The 23493-nt window shown below is 71.6% G+C and carries 18 protein-coding genes; 9 read left to right on the top strand and 9 right to left on the bottom strand.

What is annotated here, in order from left to right; all coding sequences use genetic code 11:
- Positions 1 to 157: 157 nt before the first annotated feature.
- Entirely contained in the window at positions 158 to 1381 is a 1224-nt protein-coding gene (locus ACIPEP_RS18160; protein WP_071302919.1) for an alpha/beta fold hydrolase, read from the bottom strand.
- A gap of 23 nt (positions 1382 to 1404) precedes the next feature.
- Between ACIPEP_RS18160 and ACIPEP_RS18155 the strand changes: the two genes are divergently transcribed.
- From ACIPEP_RS18155 to ACIPEP_RS18135, 5 genes are all read left to right on the top strand, one after another.
- A complete protein-coding gene (locus ACIPEP_RS18155; protein WP_070418813.1) occupies positions 1405 to 1989 on the top strand; it encodes a DUF3000 domain-containing protein in 585 nt (194 codons plus the stop codon).
- The gene (locus ACIPEP_RS18150; RefSeq protein WP_402718046.1) at positions 1982 to 3292 is read left to right on the top strand and encodes an HRDC domain-containing protein; all 1311 of its coding nucleotides are present in this window, start codon (positions 1982 to 1984) and stop codon (positions 3290 to 3292) included. Before ACIPEP_RS18155 ends, ACIPEP_RS18150 begins: the two co-directional genes overlap by 8 nt.
- A 126-nt stretch (positions 3293 to 3418) precedes the next feature.
- Complete coding sequence (locus ACIPEP_RS18145) at positions 3419 to 4630, top strand: thiolase family protein (RefSeq protein WP_402718045.1); 1212 nt, start codon at positions 3419 to 3421, stop codon at positions 4628 to 4630.
- A gap of 2 nt (positions 4631 to 4632) precedes the next feature.
- A complete protein-coding gene (locus ACIPEP_RS18140; RefSeq protein ID WP_071302917.1) occupies positions 4633 to 6771 on the top strand; it encodes a 3-hydroxyacyl-CoA dehydrogenase NAD-binding domain-containing protein in 2139 nt (712 codons plus the stop codon).
- Positions 6772 to 6865: 94 nt separating this feature from the next.
- A complete protein-coding gene (locus ACIPEP_RS18135) occupies positions 6866 to 7222 on the top strand; it encodes a hypothetical protein (RefSeq protein WP_402718044.1) in 357 nt (118 codons plus the stop codon).
- 184 nt (positions 7223 to 7406) lie between these two features.
- On the opposite strand, the gene dxs is transcribed toward ACIPEP_RS18135, so the two are convergent.
- The 5 genes from dxs to dut all read right to left on the bottom strand — a co-directional run bounded on the left by dxs (position 7407) and on the right by dut (position 14397).
- Positions 7407 to 9353, bottom strand: a complete 1947-nt coding sequence (gene dxs / locus ACIPEP_RS18130) for a 1-deoxy-D-xylulose-5-phosphate synthase (RefSeq protein WP_071295254.1) — start codon at positions 9351 to 9353, stop codon at positions 7407 to 7409.
- 109 nt (positions 9354 to 9462) lie between these two features.
- The gene (gene acnA / locus ACIPEP_RS18125; RefSeq protein WP_071302914.1) at positions 9463 to 12279 is read right to left on the bottom strand and encodes an aconitate hydratase AcnA; all 2817 of its coding nucleotides are present in this window, start codon (positions 12277 to 12279) and stop codon (positions 9463 to 9465) included.
- A gap of 129 nt (positions 12280 to 12408) precedes the next feature.
- Complete coding sequence (locus ACIPEP_RS18120; protein WP_070418806.1) at positions 12409 to 13161, bottom strand: DUF3159 domain-containing protein; 753 nt, start codon at positions 13159 to 13161, stop codon at positions 12409 to 12411.
- A 25-nt stretch (positions 13162 to 13186) separates the two neighbouring features.
- Positions 13187 to 13909, bottom strand: coding sequence for a DUF3710 domain-containing protein (locus ACIPEP_RS18115; RefSeq protein WP_402718043.1), 723 nt, complete (start codon positions 13907 to 13909; stop codon positions 13187 to 13189).
- Entirely contained in the window at positions 13906 to 14397 is a 492-nt protein-coding gene (dut, locus tag ACIPEP_RS18110; protein WP_070418805.1) for a dUTP diphosphatase, read from the bottom strand. The genes ACIPEP_RS18115 and dut overlap by 4 nt, the downstream gene beginning before the upstream one ends.
- A gap of 65 nt (positions 14398 to 14462) precedes the next feature.
- On the opposite strand from dut, the gene ACIPEP_RS18105 reads away from it, so the two are divergent.
- The gene (locus ACIPEP_RS18105; protein ID WP_402718042.1) at positions 14463 to 14894 is read left to right on the top strand and encodes a DUF3093 domain-containing protein; all 432 of its coding nucleotides are present in this window, start codon (positions 14463 to 14465) and stop codon (positions 14892 to 14894) included.
- A 139-nt stretch (positions 14895 to 15033) separates the two neighbouring features.
- Here the strand turns inward: ACIPEP_RS18105 and ACIPEP_RS18100 are convergent, their stop codons facing one another.
- Positions 15034 to 15333 carry a DUF4193 domain-containing protein gene (locus tag ACIPEP_RS18100; RefSeq protein WP_031263038.1) on the bottom strand — a complete coding sequence of 100 codons (300 nt, stop codon included), beginning with the start codon at positions 15331 to 15333 and terminating at the stop codon, positions 15034 to 15036.
- A gap of 265 nt (positions 15334 to 15598) precedes the next feature.
- On the opposite strand from ACIPEP_RS18100, the gene sepH reads away from it, so the two are divergent.
- A complete protein-coding gene (gene sepH / locus ACIPEP_RS18095) occupies positions 15599 to 16624 on the top strand; it encodes a septation protein SepH (protein ID WP_402718041.1) in 1026 nt (341 codons plus the stop codon).
- 24 nt (positions 16625 to 16648) lie between these two features.
- Here the strand turns inward: sepH and ACIPEP_RS18090 are convergent, their stop codons facing one another.
- Entirely contained in the window at positions 16649 to 17800 is a 1152-nt protein-coding gene (locus tag ACIPEP_RS18090; protein WP_402718040.1) for an alkaline phosphatase family protein, read from the bottom strand.
- A 26-nt stretch (positions 17801 to 17826) separates the two neighbouring features.
- Between ACIPEP_RS18090 and ACIPEP_RS18085 the strand changes: the two genes are divergently transcribed.
- Positions 17827 to 20313: a DNA topoisomerase (ATP-hydrolyzing) subunit A gene (locus tag ACIPEP_RS18085; protein ID WP_071302911.1), complete on the top strand. Its 2487-nt coding sequence runs from the start codon at positions 17827 to 17829 to the stop codon at positions 20311 to 20313.
- 526 nt (positions 20314 to 20839) lie between these two features.
- Here the strand turns inward: ACIPEP_RS18085 and ACIPEP_RS18080 are convergent.
- Positions 20840 to 22957 carry a type IIA DNA topoisomerase subunit B gene (locus tag ACIPEP_RS18080; protein ID WP_071295250.1) on the bottom strand — a complete coding sequence of 706 codons (2118 nt, stop codon included), beginning with the start codon at positions 22955 to 22957 and terminating at the stop codon, positions 20840 to 20842.
- 167 nt (positions 22958 to 23124) lie between these two features.
- On the opposite strand from ACIPEP_RS18080, the gene ACIPEP_RS18075 reads away from it, so the two are divergent.
- Positions 23125 to 23349 carry a hypothetical protein gene (locus ACIPEP_RS18075; protein ID WP_070418799.1) on the top strand — a complete coding sequence of 75 codons (225 nt, stop codon included), beginning with the start codon at positions 23125 to 23127 and terminating at the stop codon, positions 23347 to 23349.
- The last annotated feature ends 144 nt before the right edge of the window (positions 23350 to 23493 follow it).

Raw genomic sequence — 23493 nt, 5'->3', positions numbered from 1 at the left:
GGGCCCCGCGGGCGGGGGGGGGGGGGGTGGGGGGGGTGGGGGGGGGGGGGCCGGGGGGGGGGGGGGGCGCGGGCGGGGGGGGGTCCCCCCCCCCCCCCGGGGGGGGGGGGGGGGGGGCCCCGGGCCCCCCCCGCCTCCAGTCCGTCTGTGGATGCGTCTACCGCGCGTTGGCCGCGCCGTCTCGCTGGACCACCTCGGTCAGCCACGCGAGGATGCGGGCGTCGAACCAGTCGGCGTCGTGGTTCCAGAGCTTGGTGTGCCGGGCGGTCGTCTGCACCTCGAGCCGCACGATGTCGGGCCGGGCCTCGGCGAGGGCGTGCGACGCAGAGGACGGGACGAACCCGTCGTCGTCGCTGTGCATGAGCAGGATCGGCACGTGCAGCTCGTCGGCCCGCGCGACCATGTCGAGCTGCCGCAGGTCGACCGGCTGCCGCAGGCCCGTGAGCCGGTGCAGGACCGGGGTGCGGAGAAGACGCTGCGCGACCTTCCGGACCGGCCGCGGCAGGCGGAGCAGCTGGCTCTGCGACTTGAGCACCGCGTGCCAGTCGACCACGGGCGACTCGAGCACGACACCGTCCACGAGGTCCGCGAACGCCGACCGGAGCAGGGTCTGCAGCACGACCGCGCCGCCCATCGACCAGCCCATCAGGACGACGCTCGACGCGCCCTGCCCGGCGAGCCAGCGGAGGACCGCGTCGATGTCCTCCCACTCGGTGCTGCCGAGGCCGTAGCGGCCGTCGACGCTCCGCGGGGCGACGCCGTCGTTGCGCCAGCTCGCCAGCACCACGGAGTACCCCGCCGCCCGGAAGACCGGCACCGCGCGGATCGTCTCGGCGCGGGTCACGCCACGACCGTGCACGAGGACGGCCCACGGCGCGTCCGGGTCGTCGGCACGGACCACCCAGGCGGGTGCGGGGCCGTTCGGGGTGGGGACGTCGATGTCCTCGACCGGGACGTCGAGCTCGCCCGGGGTCAGGTAGAACCAGCCGCCCCACCGACCCCGGCGGGCCGCGGTGGGGTCACCGGCGTCGATCGCGATGATCCGGCGGGTGACGGTCGTGTCGGTGGTGCCGAGGACCTCGCCGACGCGCATGTGCCCGGTCCCGCCGCCGAACCAGAGGCTGTAGCGGCCCTGCAGTTCGGTGTCCGCGGTGCGCTCGAGTGTCACCGTCCGCCGCACGGGGTCGACGGCGTGGATCGGGACGCGTTCGGTGCGTTTGCGGTCGGGGGTGACCACCGCTCGGGCCACCGCCGCGACGAACCCGCCGATCACCGCGGTGGTGACGGCGGCCGCTGCGATGCCCGCTCCCAGTGCGACGAACCCGGCCGATCGTGCGGTCTCCTGGACGACGTCCTCGGCGGGTCGCGCGGATCGGGACATGGTCCGGAGCCTAGTCTGCATTCGTGTCCGAAACCCGAGAGCCCGACGCCTTCGCGCGGCTCCGTGCGTTCGTGGCGTCCGGTGGCGCGCGCGCCGAGACGACCGTCACCGAGATCCCCTCGCCGTCGCGCATCGCCCCGTTCTCGATCGCCCTGGCGGCGGACGTCTCGGGTGCGGCGCACGGCATCGACTCCGACCTCGGGACGGGCCGGTTCATCGCCCTGCACGACCCGGACGAACCCGAGGGCTGGGGCGGGTCGTTCCGCATCGTGACCTTCGCCCAGGCACCGCTCGAACCCGAGATCGGTGTCGACGAGTTCGTCGCCGACGTGACGTGGAGCTGGCTCGTCGACGCCCTCGCGGCGCACGGTGCGACCTACGACCACGCCTCGGGCACGGCGACCAAGATCATCTCGCGCGGCTACGGCGACCTCGCGGCGCAGGGCGACGGGGCGCAGCTCGAACTGCGCGCCTCGTGGACCCCGCGCGGGGACGACCTCACCGCGCACGTCGAGGCGTGGGAGGAGATCGTGGCGATGCTCGCCGGTCTCCCGCCCGCGTCGGACGGCGTGACCCTGTTGGCCCCGAGGAGGCTCGCACGTGACTGACCCCGCATCTCCGGCCGGGGCGTCGCCCGCTGTCCCGTCGGCGTCGCCGGCTGTTCCGCCGTCGGCTGCTCCGTCCGCGGCGTCGCCGGCGTTCGAGGCGTCGCACGACGCGGTCCACGTGATCGCCTCGCGCGAGGAGTACCTCGACGCCGTCGCCGCCATCGCGGCGGGCCACGGCCCGGTCGCCGTCGACGCCGAGCGCGCGAGCGGCTACCGGTACTCGCAGCGGGCGTACCTCATCCAGGTGTTCCGCCGCGGTGCCGGCGCGTTCCTCTTCGACCCGATCCCGATCGGCGACTTCTCCGAGCTCCAGGACGCGATCGTCGACGAGGAGTGGCTCTTCCACGCCGCGTCGCAGGACCTCCCCTGCCTGCAGGAGGTCGGCCTCGTCCCGACCCGCATCTTCGACACCGAGCTCGGCGCCCGCATCGCCGGGTTCCCCCGGGTCGGCCTCGGTGCCGTCGTGGAGCAGCTGCTCGGGATCACGCTCGCGAAGGCCCACTCCGCCGCGGACTGGTCGACCCGGCCGCTCCCGCAGTCGTGGTTGGTGTACGCGGCACTCGACGTCGAGCTGCTCCCCGACCTCCGTGACGCGCTCGCGGCGAAGCTCGACGAGGCGGGCAAGTCCCGCATCGCCGAAGAGGAGTTCGCCGCCGTCCTGACACGGGCGCCGAAGCCGCCGAAGGCCGAGCCGTGGCGCCGCCTGTCCGGCATGCACGCCCTCCGTGGCTCCAGGGCACTCGCGATCGCCCGGTCGCTCTGGACGGCACGCGACGCCTACGCCCGCGAAGCCGACATCGCGCCGGGTCGCACCATCCCGGACTCGGCGATCGTCGCGGCCGCAGCGGCGAACCCGGCCTCGAAGGGCGAGCTGAGCGGGGTGAAGGCCTTCACGGGTCGTGCCAGCCGGTCCGAGCTCGACCGCTGGTGGGCCGCCGTCGACGAGGGCCGCACGACCGAGGACCTCCCGCGGCTCCGCGGCACCGGCGAGGCCACGCTGCCGCCGCCCCGGGCCTGGGCCGACCGCAACCCGGCAGCCGACCGCCGGTACAAGGCCGCACGGGCCGCCGTGGTGCAGCGCGCCGAGGAGCTCGACCTGCCCGTCGAGAACCTGCTCACGCCGGACACCCTCCGCACGGTGTCGTGGGAGCCGCCGATACCGATCGCCACCGAGACCGTCGGTGCCGTGCTCGCCGCGCACGATGCCCGCCCCTGGCAGGTCGAGGAGACGGCGTCGATCATCGCGCACGCCTTTGTCGCTGCTGCACAGGAGCCTGCTGCCGAGAGCAACACCGAGTCGTAGGAACGCCCCAACGGGCATGCGTCCGCACAGGCTCGGGGCATAGCGTCGCTGGTGCACGCCGGGTCGGACCCGGCCGGGCGGGGCGGGACGCGCCCAGCCTGATCAACGAGGATCTGGAGGCCCAGATTGCCAAAGGCAGCAGACGTCGTCTTCGTCGACGGAGTTCGGACACCGTTCGGACGAGCCGGGGAGAAGGGGGTGTTCTGGAAGACCCGCGCGGATGACCTCGCGGTGCACGCGATGCGCGGACTCCTCGACCGGAACGCTTCGTTGGACGGGGCCGCGGTGGACGACGTCGCCGTGGCGGCCACCACGCAGCAGGGCGACCAGGGGCTCACCCTCGGCCGGACGGTCGGGATGCTCGCCGGACTCCCGAAGACCGTCCCCGGGTACGCGATCGACCGCATGTGCGCCGGTGCCATGACGAGCGTGACCACCCTCGCCGGCGCCATCGCGTTCGGTGCGGCCGACGTCGCCATCGCCGGCGGTGTCGAGCACATGGGGCGCCACCCGATGGGCTTCAACTCCGACCCGAACCCGCGCTTCATCGCCGAGCGCATGGTCAACGGCGACGCGCTCGTGATGGGCAAGACCGCCGAGCGCCTGCACGACCGCTTCCCCGCGATCACCAAGGACCGCACGGACGCCTACGCCGTCCAGTCCCAGCAGCGCTACGCCGCCGCGTGGGCCGCGGGCAAGCTCCAGCCGGACCTGGTGCCGGTCGAGGTGAACACCGGCGAGGGCTGGGACATCGTCTCCAGTGACGAGCCGCCCCGCCCCGGAACCACGCTCGAGGCCCTGGCAGCGCTGAAGACGCCGTTCCGCTCGCACGGACGCATCACCGCCGGCAACGCGGCAGGCCTGAACGACGGTGCCACCATGAGCCTGCTCGCATCGGCCGACGCGGCGAAGCAGCACGGGCTGCCGACGAAGATGCGCATGGTCTCGTTCGCCTTCGCGGGCGTCGACCCCGAGGTGATGGGCATCGGACCGGTGCCCGCGACCGACAAGGCGCTGGCGAAGGCCGGGCTGTCGATCGAGGACATCGGGCTGTTCGAGATCAACGAGGCGTTCGCCGTCCAGGTGCTCGCCTTCCTCGACAACTACGGGATCGCCCAGGACTCGACGAACGTGAACGCCTGGGGCGGCGCGATCGCCGTCGGGCACCCGCTCGCCTCGAGCGGCGTCCGCCTGATGACCCAGCTCGCTGCCCAGTTCGCCGAGCGCCCGGACGTCCGGTACGGCATCACGACGATGTGCATCGGGCTCGGCCAGGGCGGCACCGTCATCTGGGAGAACCCGAACTTCAGCAAGTCCGCGGCACGGAAGGCGGCGTGACCATGACCATCGTCGACAACGACCAGCTCCTCGCCCTCAGCGAGGACGAGGTGGTCACCCACTCGTACCTGAAGCACGTCGCGCTGCCGTCCGGTGGCACGCTCGCGCTCATCACGCTCGACAACGGCAAGGACTACAAGCGACCGTCGACCCTCGGGCCGCGCACGCTGCACGAGCTCTCCGGGGTCCTCGACACCCTGCGGACCGAAGCGTCCGCCGGGACGATCCAGGCCGTGGCGATCACCGGCAAGGAGTACTGCTTCGCCGCCGGTGCCGACCTCTCGCAGGCCGCCTCGGTGCCGTCGCGGGACGTCGCCCACGACCTGGCCGCCCTCGGACACGCGACGCTCCGGAAGCTCTCCGACCTCGGCGTCCCCTCCTTCGCGCTCATCAACGGGATCGCGCTCGGCGGTGGCCTCGAGATCGGGCTGCACTGCACGTACCGGGCGTTCTCGTCGGCCGCGCAGGGCATCGGGCTCCCCGAGGTCTTCCTCGGCATCATCCCCGGGTGGGGCGGCGCGACGCTGCTCCCCCGCCTGATCGGCCCCGAGAAGGCGCTCCGCGTCATCGTCGAGAACCCGCTCAAGAACAACCGCCTGATGGACGGTCCGGCCGCGGTCGAGCTCGGCATCGGCGACGCGCTGATCCCCTCGGTCACCTTCCTGCCGTCCGCGGTGGCGTGGATCGACGGCGTCGTGTCCGGTCGCACCAAGGTCGTGCGGAAGAACGAGCCCGGCATGATCGAGAAGGCCGCGTGGGGCACCGTCGTCAAGGTCGCCCGCAGCCAGGTCGCGTCGAAGATCGGCACGGTCCCGAAGTCGCCGTTCCGGGCGCTCGACCTCGTCGCCGCGGCGAAGTCCGGCTCGCTCGACGAGCGGTTCGCCGACGAGGACGACGCCCTGGCCGACCTCATCTCGGGCGACCAGTTCGCCGCGTCGATGTACGCGTTCGACCTCGTGCAGAAGCGCGCGAAGAAGCCGGTGGGCGCCCCTGCGGACGTCTCGCCGCGCCCCGTCACGAAGGTCGGCGTCCTGGGCGCAGGCCTGATGGCGTCCCAGTTCGCGCTGCTCTTCGCTCGACGCCTCGGCGTCCCGGTCGTCATCACCGACGTCGACCAGTCCCGCGTCGACGCCGGCGTGGAGCGCATCCGCGGCGAGGTGGACAAGCTCCTCGACAAGGGCCGGGTCTCCCCCGACGACGCGAACCGCATCAAGGCGCTCGTGTCCGGGTCGGTGTCCTACGACGCGTTCGCGGACGCCGACTGGGTCATCGAGGCCGTCTTCGAGGAGATGAGCGTCAAGCAGGAGGTCTTCCGGAAGATCGAGCAGGTGATCGCTCCGGACGCGATCCTCGCCACGAACACCTCGTCGCTGTCGGTGTCCGAGATGGGCTCCGTGCTGTCCGACCCGTCGCGACTCGTCGGGTTCCACTTCTTCAACCCCGTCGCCGTGATGCCGCTGCTCGAGGTCGTGCGCACCGCCTCGACCTCCGACGAGACCCTCGCCACGGCCCTCGCCGTCGCGAAGACGCTCAAGAAGACCGCGATCATCACGGCCGACCAGCCGGGCTTCGTCGTGAACCGGGTGCTCGCCCGGGTCCTCGGCGAGGCGATGCGCGGCGTCGAGGAGGGCACGTCGTTCGACGTCGTCGCCCAGGGCGCTGCGCCGCTCGGCCTGCCGATGTCCCCGTTCGAGCTGCTCGAGCTCGTCGGCCTGCCGGTCGGTGCGCACGTGCTCGACTCGCACCACGCCGCCTGGCCGGAGCGCTTCTACCCGGGTGACGGCCTGAAGAAGATCGCCGAGTTCGGACACATCCTGACCCGCGACAAGAAGGGCACCGCGACCGGGTACGACCCCGCTGCCGTGAAGCTCGTCGCACCGTCGAAGAAGGACGCGAAGCCGGTCGACGCTGCCGAGATGCAGCGCCGCTTCGAGGACGCCCTCGCCGACGAGCTGCACCGCATGCTCGAGGACGAGGTCGTCCAGCACGTCGAGGAGATCGACCTCGGGCTCATCCTCGGCGCGGGCTACCCGTTCCAGGCCGGTGGCATCAGCCCGTACCTCGACCGCTCCGGTGCGTCTGAGCGAGTGTTCGGTGGGGCGTTCCACGAGCCGCTGATCGTCGGGCCGGCCTCGCGCTAGCTGCGGCCGCTCGGCTCCGCACAACCGAAGTCACCCCGAACCGCGGCGATCCGTGGTTCGGGGTGACTTTCGTTGTGCGGCGTACGGTCGAACCATGGCACAGGAGTGGTGGGCACCGAGGACGACCGGGCACCCCAGCGTCGTCGTGCCCGTGCCGCTCGACGAGGTCCCGGAGCTGCTCGACCGCGCCGTGCACGCCGTCCCGGGTGCGGCGGCGATGGAGATCCGTCCGGACGGAGCCGTCATCGGCCGCCGGACCTCGTTCGCCGTCCGCGCCGAGAACATCGTCATGACGTTCTCGCGCGAGGGGCCGACGTCCTCGCGCGTGGAGATCATCCGCGAGGGCCGCGACGGCCTGTCGTACGGCCAGGTCCTCTGGGTGACGCCGATGGCCCGCGCGATCCTGCGCGAGCTCGTGTCCGCGGCCGCCGCGCCGCCCGCGCGGCACTAGCCCCGCCCGCGCCGCGCCCGCGCCGCGCTCGCACAACGAAAGTCACGCCGAACCACGGCGATCCGCGGTTCGGCGTGACTTGCGTTGTGCGCCGGCCGACCGAACCGCGTGCCGCCGGGCCGCGCCGCCGGGCCGAGCCACGACCGGCGCGCCGCGCCGGGCCGGCGCGCCGCGCCCGGGCCGCTCAGCGGTCGGCGGACTCCCGGGAGCGCGACGCCGCCCGCGCCGGCTTCGCCTGCGGCAGCTTCGTCCCGACGACCTGGTCGATGACGTCCCGGGCGATCGCCTGCGCGGTCAGCCCCACGTCCTCGAGGATCTGGGACCGCGACGCGTGGTCGATGAACGCGTCCGGCAGCCCGAGCTCGTTCACCCCGGTGTCGACACCCGCAGCGCGCAGGTCCTGCCGTAGCCGCGTCCCGACGCCACCGACCCGCACGCCGTCCTCGAGCGTGATCACGAGCCGGTGGTCACGCGACAGGTCGATGAGCGACGCGGGGATCGGCACCACCCACCGTGGGTCGACGACCGTCACGCCGATGCCCTGGGACTCGAGCAGCGCCGCCGCGTCGAGCGCCACCGGCACCATCGACCCCACGGCGACGAACAGGACGTCGGGCTCCTGGTCGGACGACGGCGACCGCAGCACGTCCACCCCGTCCGGGAGTCGATGCTCCGCGACGATGTCCGGCCCGACCTGTCCCTTCGACCAGCGCAGCACGGTGGGTGCGTCGTCGACGGCGACGGCCTCACGGAACTCCTCGCGCAGGGTCGCGGCATCTCGGGGTGCGGCGATCCGGATCCCGGGCACGACCTGCAGCAACGCGAGGTCCCACATGCCGTGGTGCGACGGCCCGTCCGGCCCGGTGATGCCCGCGCGGTCGAGCACGAAGGTGACGCCGGCCCGGTGCAGGGCGACGTCCATGAGCACCTGGTCGAACGCCCGGTTCAGGAACGTCGCGTAGAGCGCCACGACGGGGTGCAGGCCGCCGAACGCGAGCCCGGCCGCGGTCGTCACGGCGTGCTGCTCGGCGATCCCGACGTCGATCACGCGCGAGGGGTGCTGTTCCTGGAAGAGGTGCAGCCCGGTCGGGCGGAGCATCGCCGCGGTGATCGCCACGATCTTCTCGTCCGACGCACCGACCTCGGCCAGCGTCGAGGCGAACACCGAGGTCCACGACGGCCCCGACGACACGTCGAGCGACTCGCCGGTCTCCGGGTCGATGTGCCCGACCGCGTGGAACTGGTCGGCCTGGTCGCGCAGCGCGGGCTCGAACCCGTGCCCCTTCTCGGTGATGGCGTGGACGATCGTCGGCGCGCCGTAGGCCTTCGCCTGGCGGAGTGCGGCCTCCATCGCCCGCTGGTCGTGCCCGTTCACCGGCCCGATGTACTTGATGTCGAGGTTCGAGTAGAGCGCCTCGTTGTTCGTGAACCGCGAGAGGAACCCGTGCAGCCCGCCGCGCATCCCGCGGTAGAGCGCCCGCCCGGGAGCGCCGAACCGCGCCGCCGCGGCCTGGGACTTCTCGAACAGCGCCCGGTACTCGCGGCGCGTGCGCACCGAGCTGAGGAACCGCGCCATACCGCCGATGGTCGGCGCGTACGAACGCCCGTTGTCGTTGACGACGATGACGAGTCGACGGTCGTTGCCGTCGGAGATGTTGTTGAGGGCCTCCCACGTCATCCCGCCGGTGAGCGCACCGTCGCCGACGACCGCGACCACGGTCCGGTCGGCCTGGCCGGTCTGCACGAAGGCGCGGGAGATGCCGTCCGCCCAGGACAGCGACGAGGACGCGTGCGAGGACTCCACGATGTCGTGCTCCGACTCGCTCCGCTGCGGGTAGCCGGCGAGGCCGCCCCGCTCGCGCAGCCGCGAGAAGTCCTGCCGCCCGGTGACGAGCTTGTGCACGTACGACTGGTGCCCGGTGTCGAAGACGAACGGGTCGTGCGGCGAGTCGAACACTCGGTGCATCGCCAGCGTGAGCTCGACGACGCCGAGGTTGGGGCCGAGGTGGCCGCCGGTCTTCGCGACCTCGGCGACGAGGAAGCGTCGGATCTCGGCGGCGAGGTCCGTCATCTGCGCGTCGGAGAGACGCTTCAGGTCGCGCGGCGACGTGATGCTCGAGAGCAGACTCACGGGCGCTCCTTTCGTGGGGCTGTCGGCCCACTCTATGCGCGCGACCCGACAACGGACGGGAGGCGCGGTGCCAGCTGGCACCGCGCCTCCTGTCCGTCGGACGGGTGCGTCAGACGAGCGACCGCAGCACGTACTGCAGGATGCCGCCGTTGCGGTAGTAGTCCGCCTCACCCGGGGTGTCGATGCGGACGACCGCGTCGAACTCGATCGTCTCCTTGCCGGCGGGCGAGTGCTCGCTCGGCGCAGCCGTGACGTGCACCGTCTTGGGCGTACGGCCCTCGTTCAGCTCGGTCAGGCCGGAGATCGAGACGACCTCGGTGCCGTCGAGCCCGAGGGACTCGACCGACTCGCCGGCGGGGAACTGCAGCGGTACGACGCCCATGCCGATGAGGTTCGAGCGGTGGATGCGCTCGAAGCTCTCGGTGATGACCGCGCGGACGCCGAGCAGGTTCGTGCCCTTCGCCGCCCAGTCGCGGGACGAACCGGAGCCGTACTCCTTGCCGCCGAAGATGACGAGCGGGATGCCCTGCTCCTGGTAGTGCTGCGAGGCGTCGTAGATGAACGACTGCGCACCGTCCGGCGTCGTGAAGTCGCGGGTGTAGCCGCCCTCCACGCCGTCGAGGAGCTGGTTGCGGAGGCGGATGTTCGCGAACGTGCCGCGGATCATGACCTCGTGGTTGCCGCGACGAGAGCCGTAGGAGTTGAAGTCCTTGCGGTCGACACCGTGCTCGGCGAGGTACTTGCCCGCCGGGCTGTCGGCCTTGATCGACCCGGCCGGCGAGATGTGGTCGGTCGTGACCGAGTCGCCGAGCTTCGCGAGCACCCGGGCGCCGGAGATGTCCGACACCGCGTCGGGCTGCATGGTCATGCCCTCGAAGTACGGGGGCTTCCGCACGTAGGTCGACTCGGTGTCCCACTCGAACGTGTCGCCCGTCGGGGTCGGCAGGTTCTTCCAGCGGTCGTCGCCCTCGAACACGGAGCCGTACTCGTGGGTGAACATCTCGGTGTCGATCGACGCGTCGATGACCTGCTGGACCTCGACCGCGTCGGGCCAGATGTCCTGCAGGAAGACGTCCTTGCCGTCCTGGTCCTGCCCGAGGGCGTCCTTGTCGAAGTCGAAGTGCATCGACCCGGCGAGGGCGTACGCGATGACCAGCGGCGGGGACGCCAGGTAGTTCATCTTCACGTCGGGGTTGATGCGCCCCTCGAAGTTGCGGTTGCCCGAGAGCACCGCGGTGACGGCGAGGTCGTTGTCCTGCACGGCCTGCGAGATCTCCTCCGGCAGCGGGCCCGAGTTGCCGATGCACGTGGTGCAGCCGTAGCCGACCGTGTAGAAGCCGAGCTGCTCGAGGTAGGTCGTGAGACCGGCCTTCTCGTAGTAGTCCGTGACGACCTTCGACCCCGGCGCGAGCGTGGTCTTGACCCACGGCTTCGCGGTGAGGCCCTTCTTCGCGGCGTTCCGGGCGAGGATGCCGGCGGCCATCATGACCGACGGGTTCGACGTGTTCGTGCACGACGTGATCGCGGCGATCGCGACGGCACCGTGGTCGATCGTGAACGGGTCGGCCCCGTCCATCGCGACCTTCGTCGGCTGCGAGGCCGTCGACGGGGCGCTCGAGACGTACACGTGCTCGTGCAGCGCGGTGTCCTCGTTCGTGGAACCGGCGGCGATCGGGTCGGAGGCGGGGAAGGTCTCCTCCACCGCGTCGTCGAGGTCGGTCTGCTCGCTCGGCGTCGTGTAGTTGCCGAGGTCGACCTCGAACTGGGTCTTCGCCTTCGAGAGCTCGATGCGGTCCTGGGGGCGCTTCGGGCCGGAGATCGAGGGGACGACCGTCGAGAGGTCGAGCTCCATGTACTCGGAGTAGTTCGGCTCGACCGCCGCGTCGTGCCAGAGGCCCTGGGTCTTGGCGTAGGCCTCGACGAGGGCGATCTGGTCCTCGGAGCGGCCGGTGAGGCGGAGGTAGTCGAGCGTCACGTCGTCGACCGGGAACATCGCCGCCGTGGAGCCGAACTCCGGCGACATGTTGCCGATGGTGGCGCGGTTCGCGAGCGGGACCTCGCCGACGCCCTCGCCGTAGAACTCGACGAACTTGCCGACGACGCCGTGCTTGCGGAGCTCCTGCGTGATGGTGAGCACCACGTCGGTCGCGGTCACGCCGGCCGGGATCGACCCGGACAGCTTGAAGCCGACGACCTTCGGGATGAGCATCGACACCGGCTGCCCGAGCATCGCCGCCTCGGCCTCGATGCCGCCGACGCCCCAGCCGAGCACGCCGAGCCCGTTCACCATCGTGGTGTGCGAGTCGGTGCCGACGAGGGTGTCCGGGTAGGCGTAGGTCTCGCCGTCGAAGTCACGCGTGTAGGTGACCTTCGCCAGGTACTCGATGTTGACCTGGTGCACGATGCCGGTTCCGGGCGGGACGACCTTGAAGTCCTCGAACGCGGTCTGGCCCCAGCGCAGGAACTGGTAGCGCTCACCGTTCCGCTCGTACTCGAGGTCGGTGTTGCGCTGGAGTGCGTCCTCGCGACCGAAGAGGTCGGCGATGACGGAGTGGTCGATGACCATCTCGGCCGGCGACAGCGGGTTGATCTTGTTCGGGTCGCCGCCGATCTCGGCCATCGCCTCGCGCATGGTGGCGAGGTCGACGATGCACGGGACGCCGGTGAAGTCCTGCATGACCACGCGGGCCGGCGAGAACTGGATCTCGGTGTCCGGCTCGGCGTCGGGCTGCCACGACCCGAGGGCGCGGATCTGGTCCTCGGTGACGTTCTTGCCGTCCTCGGTGCGGAGGAGGTTCTCGAGCAGCACCTTCAGGCTGTACGGGAGCTTCTCGTGCCCGGGCACCGTGTCGATCCGGTGGATCGCGTAGTCGACACCCCCAACCGACAGCGTGTCCTTCGAGCCGAAGCTGTTGACTGCAGCCACTGTGCCGCCTCCCTGGTTGATCGGTGTGCCCCCATCCAAGCGGGGCGCGAGGCGTCCCACCAGCAAGGCAAACCTAAACCCGCCAGCCCGGGAAGGGCCGCGGGGAATTATCTCGATGTCGAGACAACTCTACACCCGGGTGGCGTCACCCTCGCGCTTGAACACCGTCCGGACGAGCAGCCAGGTCACCCAGAGCAGGGCGGCGTAGAGCGGGACGCCCGTGATGAGCTTGATGCCGGCGAGCAGTTCCACCTGGGCGGTCAGGTACAGCGGCACCTCGATGAGGAGCCGGATCGCGAAGAGTCCGACCCAGAGCCAGGTCGCCACGGTGAGCACACGGCGCTTCGCCGGGTCGCGACGCCAGTCCTGCGGGGTGCCGTCCTCGTTCGGCGGGAGCAGGAACCCGACGACCAGGCCGATGAGCGGCTGCCGGATCGCCAGCGTCACGAGCAGCCCGACGAGCCACACGGCGTTGATGACGATCCCGGGGATGAAGTTGCTCTCGGCCCGCCCGGTGATGAGCGCGAGGCCGGCGGAGATCGCCACGCCGAGGATCCCCGCGAGGCTCATCACGAGCGACTGGCGCTGCAGCAGGCGGAGCACCACGAACACGACGCCGATCGCGACCGGGATCAGGACGCTCGGGACGACCTCCTTCGTGATCGCGTAGACCACCAGGAACGCGAGCCCGGGCAGGACGGACTCGACGAGGCCGCGCACGCCGCCGATGGCCGCGACGAGGGCGTGCCCCGACGGCGCCTCGCCCGGAGCGACCTTGCCGAGCCCGGTGTTGGCGACGGCGGCACGCATCTGGTCGCTGAACGAGGGCAGCGCGTCGGGCGCGTCCGCCTCGGGACGGGTGGTGTCGTCGTGGTCCGGCACCGTGCCTCCTGGTTCGGGTCGCCGGTCAGATGGCCGACTGCGTCGACTTCGGCATGTGGAGCGGGATGAGGTCGCGCGGCGGCATCGGGGTGGTCCCGCGGACCACGACGACGCTGCGGAACAGGTCCTCGATCTCGGCCGCGTCGTCGGGCTGCTCGGCGGCCTTGCCGGCGATCACACCGCGCAGGAACCAACGCGGGCCGTCGACGCCGATGAACCGCGCGGGGCGGGCCCCGTCGGTGACGCCCGTGCCGTCGGAGACGACCGGGACCTGGGCGCGGAGCTCGGGGCCGAACGGACCGTCGACCTCGGACACGATGCCGCCCTGGCGCTCGATCTGCTCGGCGATCTGGGCGCGGATCTCGTGCCAGAGCCCGGTGGAGCGCGGTGCGGCGAACGGCTGCACCTGCAGCGTGGACTCGTCGTAGTCGAGCCCGACCGCGACGACGCGCTGCGAGCCCTCCTCCACCTCGAGCCGCAGGTGGAGCCCCTCGCGCGGGAGGACCTTCACGCCGCCGAGGTCGACGTACGGACGGACCAGGTTCGCCTCGGTCTCGTCGTGCGGGCCGCTCTCGGCACGGTCCTCGGGCGCGGACTTGTCGGTCGGCGCGACGGCGTCCACCTCGTCGAGGTCGGCGTCGGCGTCGATCGCGATGTCGACCTCCGGCGTCGTCTCGGCCACCTCGACCTCGTCGGGGACGGCGTCCGCCACCTCGACCTCGTCACGCTTGCGTCGGCCGAACTTCATGCGCGCGTTCCTTCCTGAGCGTTGTCCGCGGCGCCGCTGACGGCACCGCTCCGGTCACCGTAGCCCGACGAGCCGAACCCGCCCTGGCCGCGGACGCTGTCGGGCAGCTCGTCGACGCGGGTGAACGACACGCGCGGGACCGGCATGACGATCATCTGGGCGATGCGGTCGCCGACGTGCACCTCGTGCGCGGCGGCCTGGTCGGTGTTGAGCAGCGCGACCTTGATCTCGCCGCGGTACCCGGCGTCGACGGTGCCGGGCGCGTTCACGATCGTGATGCCGTGCTTCGCGGCGAGACCGCTGCGCGGGACCACGAACGCGGCGTACCCGTCGGGCAGCGCGATCTTCAGGCCCGTGCCCACGAGCCGACGCTCGCCGGGCTGCAGGACGAACGCCTCGGTCGAGACGAGGTCCGCACCGGCGTCACCGGGGTGGGCGTATCCGGGAGCGTTCTCCCCGGTCCAGAGCACGTCGACTGGTTCGGTCACGTGTCGAGGGTAGTGCAGACCGTGACCGTTCCGTGACCTGCCCGGAGTCGTGGTCGAATGGTGTCGTGACCCTGTACCGCGAACGACTGTGGGCTCCGCCCGTCCTCTACCTGGCGACGGCGCTCGTCATCCCCGCCAGCCTCCTCGTGTTCCTGCCGATCAGCGTGCTCGCCGGCGTCCTCGTGGCGGTCGGCATGTACCTCGGCGTGCTCGTGCTGCTCTGGGCGCTGGCTCCGACCATCGAGGTCACGGAGACCGAGTTCCGCGCCGGTCGGGCGCACCTCCCGCGGACGCTCGTGGGCGACGTCGAGGGCTACGAGGGCGCCGAGGCCACCACGCAGCGCGGGCCGAAGCTCGACGCCCGCGCCTGGACGCTCTTCCGCGGCTACGTGCGCGGGGTCGTCAAGGTCGAGGTGCAGGACCCCGCGGACCCGACGCCCTACTGGCTGGTCAGCGTCCGCAACCCGTCGGCCGTCGTCGCCGCCCTGCGGTCCTGAGTCCCCACCTGCGATCCAGGAGGCGCGGTGCGGGCCCGACCCGCGCCTCCTGTCCGGCACGGCGCGCGCCTGCCCGCCCAGCGCACGCAGAACGGCCCGTCACCTCGCGGTGACGGGCCGTTCTGGTTTCGTGCGTTCCCTAGAGCGCCGCGCACTCCGCGCAGACCGGGCCGAGCTTCGACTCGTGGTCGAGCTGCGAGCGGTGCTTCACGAGGAAGCACTCGACGCAGGTGAACTCGTCGACCTGGGGCGGGAGCACGACGACGTCGAGGTCGACGTCGCTGAGGTCCTGTCCGGCGAGCTCGAAGCTGCCGGGGTTGTCGGAATCATCGTCGACGACCCCCGACATCTTGTCGGGAACGCGCTCCTTGAGGGCCTCGATCGACTCCGAGTCGGAGTTGTCGTCGGTCTTCCGGGGGGCGTCGTAATCGGTGGCCATGCCCATCCATTTCTCGTATCGAGAGGTCGTCGCCGGTGATCGGCGGCGACAGTTTGCACCACGTCTCGCCAGAGCGCAAACCGAAGTCTCCGGCGGGTCGTTCTGGCGCTGCAACCCGTGTGCCCGCCCGTCCATTCCCGCTGTCCGGAAACGCTCGCACGGGAGTCCACGGCACGCCCGTGCGCCTCCGCGGGATCGGGTCCGGACGGCTGCATACTCACGGGGTACGAGGCACGACCGTACGCGACGCTCGGAAGGCGGAACCATGCAAGACGTGAGAGTCATCGGGGTGGAGTCCGGGGCACTCCTGCTCGCGACCGACGGCGGGACCGAGTTCCGACTGCCCGTCACCTCGTCGCTGCCCGGTCAGGTCCGGCAGGCGAACCCCGAGTCCGGTCCGCACAAGCGCGTGTCCCCCAAGGACGTGCAGGCGCGGATCCGCGGCGGTGCCGACGCCGCCGAGGTCGCCCTGGCGCTCGACGTCGACGTCGAGTACGTGCGGCGCTTCGAGGGCCCCGTCCTCGCCGAGCGTGCCTTCATCCTCGACGCCGCGCACCGCGTGCCGGTCACCCCGGTCGACGACGAGTCGCCCGACAGCTTCGGCGAGGCGATCACCGCCAAGCTCGAGGCGGGCGAGGCCAGCGGGATCGCCTGGGCGTCGTGGAAGCACGTCGAGAGCGGCTGGCAGGTCCGCGTGCACTACACGGCCGCCGAGGTCGAGCACGACGCACAGTGGCGCTTCGACCCGAAGACGTCGACGCTGACGCCGGACAACGGCGACGCGCACCGGCTCTCGCACACCGAGGACGAGGGCATCGCGCCGCGCCTCCGTGCGGTCGAGAACGACCACCAGGACACCGACGGGACGCGGTTCGACTCCGGCGCGTTCCGGGTCGACGAGCCCGACGAGGACGTCACGAACCCCGAGGTGCAGGAGCGTCCGCTCCGCGCGCCGCTCCCCCGCATCGGAGCCGCCGTCGAGGAACGCGCCCCCGGCAACGAGACGGCCGACCTGCTCGAGGCGCTCCGCCGCCGCCGTGGCGAGCGCGAGGCCGCGGCCTTCGGCGAACAGCCGCAGGACGACGGACGACGGACCTCGATCAGCGTCGTCGACATCCCGCTGCAGGGGTTCGAGGACTCGTCGGACACCGCGCCGCAGCCGGACGCCCGACCCACCTCCGCCCCCGAGGCCGAGGCCGGGCGGCAGGACCGCAAGAAGCGGAACCGACGGTCGATGCCGAGCTGGGACGAGATCGTCTTCGGGACGCGGCCGGACGACGACCCGGCCTGATCCCCGGGCGCCGTCGGGCTCGTGCTACTGCGCGAACGCCCCGGCGAGGCGCAGCGGCACCATGGTCTCCTCGTCGGTCATCGCCCCGTGCTGGCCGATCATCCGCTTCGGTGACTCGCCGTCGCGCAGGGCCCGGTCGTCGTTGAACGCCCAGGACCCCCGTGCCACGAGCACGACGTCCCCGATGCGCGGGACGACCTCGTCCGACACGTCGCCGAACCAGCCGGCGGCGATCGCCTCGTCACGGCTCGCGACGGACGCCTTCTTGCCGTAGCGCGCCCGGAACTGCCCGACGAGGGAGCGGACGTCGGTGCCCGGTGCGACCGTGAACTGCCGGCAGCGCGGGTCGCCGGCGACCCCGATGACGTCGGTCAGCAGGAGCGGGTCGAGCGCGATGTTCGCGTGGTCGGGGACGTCGAGCACGCCGTGGTCGGCCGTCACGACGATCCCGACGTCGGCGGCGGCACGGCCCTCGAGCCGAGCGAGTTCGCCGTCGAGGAGTTCGAGCGCCGCGGTCCACCGGTCGGACTGCCAGCCGTGCTTGTGCCCGATCGAGTCGAGCTCCGGGACGTAGAGGTACACGAGCGAGCGACCCGTCGCGGTCTCGGCGAGGGCGGCGTCGACGCGCTGCGGGATCGAGTCGGCCGAGACGTAGCGCGCCCCGCCGAGGACGTTGGCGGTCATCCCCGAGGAGCGGTACCGGGCGGGTCCGACCACCACGGGGTCGACGCCGAGCGCCGGCGCCTCGGTGAACAGCGTGCGGGCGAGGAACCAGTCTTTCGGGACCTCGTCGTCCCAGCCGCTCAGCAGGTTCATCACCCGGCCGGTGTCGGGGTTCCAGCCGCTGTACCCGACCACGCCGTGGGTGCCGGGCGACCGACCGGTCGTCAGCGTGCTCAGTGCAGCCGCCGTCGTCGTCGGGAAGCCGCTGCGCAGTCGCTTCTTGCCCGCGGCGAGCCAGCGGGCGTGTCCGGCGCGCGCTGCCAGCGCGCCGGCACCGAGGCCGTCGACCAGCACGACGATCGCGGAACGGGCGGGGCGGAGGGTGATCCGCGCCTCCAGTCCGGTGGAACGCAACCAGGCGTCGTCCGCAGCGCCGAGCGCGACGAGGCAACTCGGGAAGACGTCGGCGAGGTTCGCGGTGGCGTCGGGGGCCGTCGGTACGCTTGTTCCCATCTCCCCCAGTCTCGCAGAAGGGTGCCATGGCACGCACGGAAGCAGTCGGCCTGCCCGACGGTGAACGCATCGAGGACGTCGACGTCTCCGAGGAGATGCAGGGCTCCTTCCTCGAGTACGCGTACTCCGTCATCTACTCACGGGCACTCCCCGACGCACGCGACGGCCTGAAGCCCGTGCAGCGGCGCATCCTCTACCAGATGGCCGAGATGGGGCTCCGGCCCGACCGCGGCCACGTGAAGAGCGCCCGCGTCACCGGCGAGGTGATGGGCAAGCTGCACCCGCACGGCGACGGCGCGATCTACGACGCCCTCGTGCGCATGGCGCAGCCGTTCACGATGCGCGTGCCGCTCGTCGACGGACACGGCAACTTCGGCTCGCTCGACGACGGTCCCGCGGCCGCCCGCTACACCGAGGCCCGCCTCGCCGAACCGTCGATGGCCATGACCGAGGGCCTGGGCGAGGACGTCGTCGACTTCGTCCCGAACTACGACAACCAGATCATGCAGCCGGGCGTGCTGCCCGCGGCCTTCCCGAACCTGCTCGTCAACGGCGCGTCGGGCATCGCGGTCGGCATGGCGACGAACATGGCGCCGCACAACCTCGGCGAGGTGGTCGAGGCGGCGAAGCACCTGCTCATGAACCCGCAGGCGACGCTCGACGAGCTGATGGAGTTCGTGCCGGGCCCTGACCTGCCCTCCGGCGGCACCATCGTCGGGCTCTCCGGCGTGCGCGACGCCTACGCCAGCGGCCGCGGCTCGTTCCGGACGCGCGCGAAGGTGAGCGTCGAGAACCTCACCCCGCGCAAGGTCGGCCTCGTGGTCACCGAGCTGCCGTACCTGGTCGGCCCGGAGCGCGTGATCGAGAAGATCAAGGACGGCGTCCAGTCGAAGAAGCTCGTCGGCATCTCCGACGTGAACGACCTGACCGACCGCAACCACGGGCTCCGGCTCGTCATCGGCATCAAGAGCGGCTTCAACCCCACCGCCGTGCTCGAGCAGCTGTACAAGCACACCCCGCTCGAGGACGGCTTCGGCATCAACAACGTCGCGCTGGTCGGCGGATCGCCCAAGACCCTCGGGCTGCGCGAGCTGCTCGACGTCTACGTGCAGCACCGGCTCTCGGTCGTCACACGTCGGTCGCAGTACCGCCTCGCGCGCAAGAAGGAGCGACTGCACCTGGTCGAGGGGCTGCTCATCGCCATCCTCGACATCGACGAGGTCATCGAGGTCATCCGCTCCTCGGACGATTCCGAGGCCGCGCGCTCCCGCCTGCAGACGGTGTTCGACCTGTCCGAGGTGCAGGCCGAGTACATCCTCGAACTGCGGCTCCGGCGCCTGACGAAGTTCTCACGCCTCGAGCTCGAGGGCGAGCGCGACCAGCTGCTCGCCGACATCGCCGCGCTCGAGGAACTGCTCGCGTCCGACGAGCGGCTCCGTGCCCAGGTCGCGCTCGAGCTCACCGAGGTGTCCGACCGGTTCGCGACGCCGCGCCGGACCCTGCTCACCGAGGCCGACGCCCCGGTCAAGGGTGGTCGCAAGGCCGCGGTCGACCCGGAGTCCCTGCAGATCGCCGACTCCCCGTGCCGCGTGCTGCTCTCGACCACCGGGCGGCTCATCCGCGTCGACATCCCGACGTCCGAGCTCGGCATCGTCCGGGTGCCGAAGCGGTCCAAGCACGACGCCGTCCGCTCGTCGATCGTCAGTTCGGTGCGCGGGCAGGTCGGGGCGCTCACGTCGACCGGGCGCGTGATCCGGCTCTCCCCCGTCGACGTCCCCGCCGTGCCGCCGGCCGCGGTCCGGCTCGACGCCGGCGTCCGGGTGACGGACTTCCTCGGCATCGCCCGCGGCGAGACCGTGGTCGCCCTCGTCGACCTCTCCGGCGCCTCGTCGGACTCGCTCGCCATCGGCACCGTGCAGGGCGTCGTGAAGCGCGTCGTGCCCGGAGCCTGGCCGGACAAGCCCGAGTTCCCCGCCATCGGGCTGAAGCCCGGCGACGCGGTCGTCGGTGCCGCCCAGGCGCCCGAGTCGGACGACCTCGTGTTCATCACCTCGAACGCGCAACTGCTGCGGTTCCCCGCGTCCGGCGTCCGTGCGCAGGGCCTCCCCGCCGGTGGGGTCGCCGGCGTGGCCCTCGCCGCGGGTGCCTCGGCGATCTGGTTCGGATCCGTCGCCCGCTCCGACGACGCCGTGGTCGCGACCGTCTCGGCGTCGTCCTCGGCCCTGCCCGGCACCGACACCGGCCGCGCCAAGGTCTCGGCCCTGTCGGAGTTCCCGGCGAAGGGCCGTGCGACCCAGGGTGTGCGGGCGCACGCGTTCCTCAAGGGCGAGGACGGCCTGACGGTGGCGTGGGCGGGCATCGCTCCCCCGCACGCGGTCGGGTCGGACGGCGCTGCCCGGACGCTGCCGGACTGGCTGTCGAAGCGCGACGGGTCGGGGGCGCCGCTCGACGCCGTGATCGACTCGATCGGTGGGAGTGCGGCGGCGCTCGACGGCACCGCCGGCGAGGCGTAGGCGCGCGGCGCGACCTTTCGCGTCAGCCGACAGTTCACGGGCCTCTCGCCGCGTGAACTGTCGCCCACCGCGTGAGCACGCGGACGCGCCGCGGCGGACGCCGAGACTCGGCCCCGCGGACAGAACTCGCGCCGTCGCGGCGCGAGTTCTGTCCGCCCAGCCGAGACTCGCCCTCGGGCGCGGCCGCGCCGGCGGCGGCTTTTCGCGTCAGGCGACAGTTCACGGGGCCCTCGCCGCGTGAACTGTCGCCCAGCGCGTGAGCACGCGGACGGGAGGCGCGGGACGGCCCCGCACCGCGCCTCCCGTCCACCCATGGGGACGACCACCGCCCCGACCACCGGACCGCGCTGCGAACTTTCGCGCCTGGCGACACGTCACGGCGCCAGCGCCGCGTGACGTGTCGCCCAGCGCGTGAGGTCGCGCCGCACGGCGGCGCCGAGACTCGGCCTCGCGGACAGAACTCGCGCCGCCGCGCCGCGAAAGTGTCCGCTGAGGCGAGACTCGGCGGCGCCGCGCGCGCCGGCGCCTACGCGTCGATACGGTCGCGGTCGAGGCCCTCACCGGCGAGGATGAACTCCTTGCGCGGCGCCACGTCGTTGCCCATGAGCAGCTCGAAAACCTTCGCAGCACCCTCGGCATCGGTGATGTTCACCCGGCGCAGCGTCCGGTGCGTGCGGTCCATCGTGGTCTCCGCCAGCTGGTCGGCGTCCATCTCGCCGAGACCCTTGTACCGCTGGATCGGCTCCTGGTACTTCTTGCCCTGCTTCTCGAGCTTCTTCAGCACGGCCTGCAGCTCGGCCTCGGAGTAGGTGTACAGCGTGTCGTTCGCCTTGCCACGGTTCACCACGACGACCCGGTGCAGCGGCGGAACAGCAGCGAACACCCGACCCTGCTCGATCATCGGCCGCATGTACCGGAAGAACAGCGTGAGCAGGAGCGTCCGGATGTGGGCGCCGTCGACGTCGGCGTCGGACATGATGATGACCTTGCCGTAGCGGGCCTGGTCGATCTCGAACGTCCGGCCGGAGCCGGCGCCGATGACCTGGATGATCGAGGCGCACTCGGCGTTCGAGAGCATGTCGGACACGGACGCCTTCTGCACGTTGAGGATCTTGCCGCGGATCGGCAGCAGCGCCTGGTACTCGCTGTTGCGCGCGAGCTTGGCGGTGCCGAGCGCGGAGTCGCCCTCGACGATGAAGAGCTCGGTGCCCTCAGCGTCCTGCTTGCGGCAGTCGGCGAGCTTCGTCGGCAGCGAGGAGTTCTCGAGCGCGTTCTTCCGGCGCTGGGTCTCCTTGTGCGCCCGGGCCGAGATGCGCGTCTTCATCTCGGCGACGACCTTCTCGAGCAGGGTCGCCGCCTGGGCCTTCTCGGTGCGCTGCGTCGACGTGAGGATCTCGGTGAGGCGCTTCGACACGACCTGGTCGACGATCTTCCGGACCGCCGGGGTGCCGAGGACCTCCTTCGTCTGGCCTTCGAACTGCGGCTCGGGCAGGCGGACGGTGAGCACCGCGGTCATACCGGCGAGCACGTCGTCCTTCTCGAGCTTGTCCTGCCCGACCTTGAGCTTGCGGGCGTTCGCCTCGACCTGGGCGCGCACGGCCTTGACCACTCCGGACTCGAAGCCGGCCTGGTGCGTGCCGCCCTTCGGAGTCGCGATGATGTTGACGAAGCTGCGGAACACCGTCTCGTAGCCACTGCCCCATCGCAGTGCGAGGTCGACCTCGCATTCGCGCGACACCGAGGTCGACACCATGTGGCCCTTGTCGTCGAGCATCGGCACGGTCTCGGTGAAGGTGCCGGTCCCCTGGATGCGCCAGACGTCGGTGACGGCGGAGTCGAGGGCGAGGTGCTCGACGAACTCACCGATCCCGCCCTCGTACCGGAAGCGCTCGACGACGGGACCGGGCTCGACAGGAGTACCCGTGGCCTCCGCCCGCGCGGCCGCTGCCTCGATCGAGGCGGGCCGCGCATCCGTGATGGTGATGCCGAGCCCTGGCACGAGGAAGGCCGTCTGGCGCGCTCGGCTGACGAGGTCGCTGGTGCTGAACTTCGCGTCGGAGGTGAAGATCTGCCGGTCCGCCCAGTACCGCACGCGGGACCCGGTCACGCCCTTCTTCACCTTGCCGGCGACGCGCAACTCGCTGCCGGAGGTGAAGGGGGTGAACGGCGCGTCCGGCCCGTCGCCGGCGAACGTGCCCGGCTCGCCGCGGTGGAACGACATCGCGTAGGTCTTGCCGCCGCGGTCGACCTCGACGTCGAGGCGCTCCGACAGCGCGTTCACGACCGAGGCACCGACACCGTGCAGCCCGCCGGACGCGGCGTACGACCCGGAGCCGAACTTGCCACCGGCGTGGAGCTTGGTGAACACCACCTCGACCCCGGTCAGACCGGTCTTCGGCTCGACGTCGACGGGGATGCCACGAGCGGTGTCGCGCACCTCGACCGAACCGTCGGGGTGCAGCAGCACGCCGATCTCGTCACCGTGCCCGGCGAGGGCTTCGTCGACGGAGTTGTCGATGATCTCCCACAGGCAGTGCATGAGCCCGCGGGAGTCCGTCGACCCGATGTACATGCCCGGACGCTTGCGGACCGCCTCGAGCCCTTCGAGGACGGAGAGATGGCGTGCAGAGTAGTCGGAGCTCACCTTCCGATGCTAGCGAGCCGCACCGACACCACCGCGCGGACACTCGGACTGGGGACAGCCGATCCGCGCTGAGCGAAACGGGCGATCACAATGCGCCACTCTCAGGCATCACGTGTTGAAATAGGTGGACCAAGCCGCACCACCTGCGATCCGTGAGGAGCACAGCAATGACCCAGACCGTGCAGGACCTCTCCATCGACGAAGTCAGCAGCCACCAGCTCACCGCTGCCGACCGTTGCGACAGCTGCGGCGCGCAGGCGTACATCCGGGCCACCATGGCCAGCGGTGAGCTGTACTTCTGTGCGCACCACGGCGCCGAGTTCAAGGACAAGCTCGCGGCGACCGCCATCGAGTGGCACGACGAGAGCAGCCGACTCTACGAGTCGAAGTAGCGCGCACAGACGCGAGCGCTGAACAGACAGGAGGCGGGGGGGGGGCGGGGCCCCCCCCCCCCCGGGGGGGGGGGGGGGGGGGGGTGGGGGGGGGGGGGGGGGGCGCGCCGGGGGGGGGGGGGGGGGGGGCCCCGGGGGCCCCGC

Origin of the sequence: Curtobacterium sp. NPDC087082, assembly GCF_044745045.1 — a bacterium.
GTDB lineage: Bacteria > Actinomycetota > Actinomycetes > Actinomycetales > Microbacteriaceae > Curtobacterium.
Note: the sequence above shows the minus strand (reverse complement) of the source record. Positions and strands in the feature narration are given on the sequence as shown.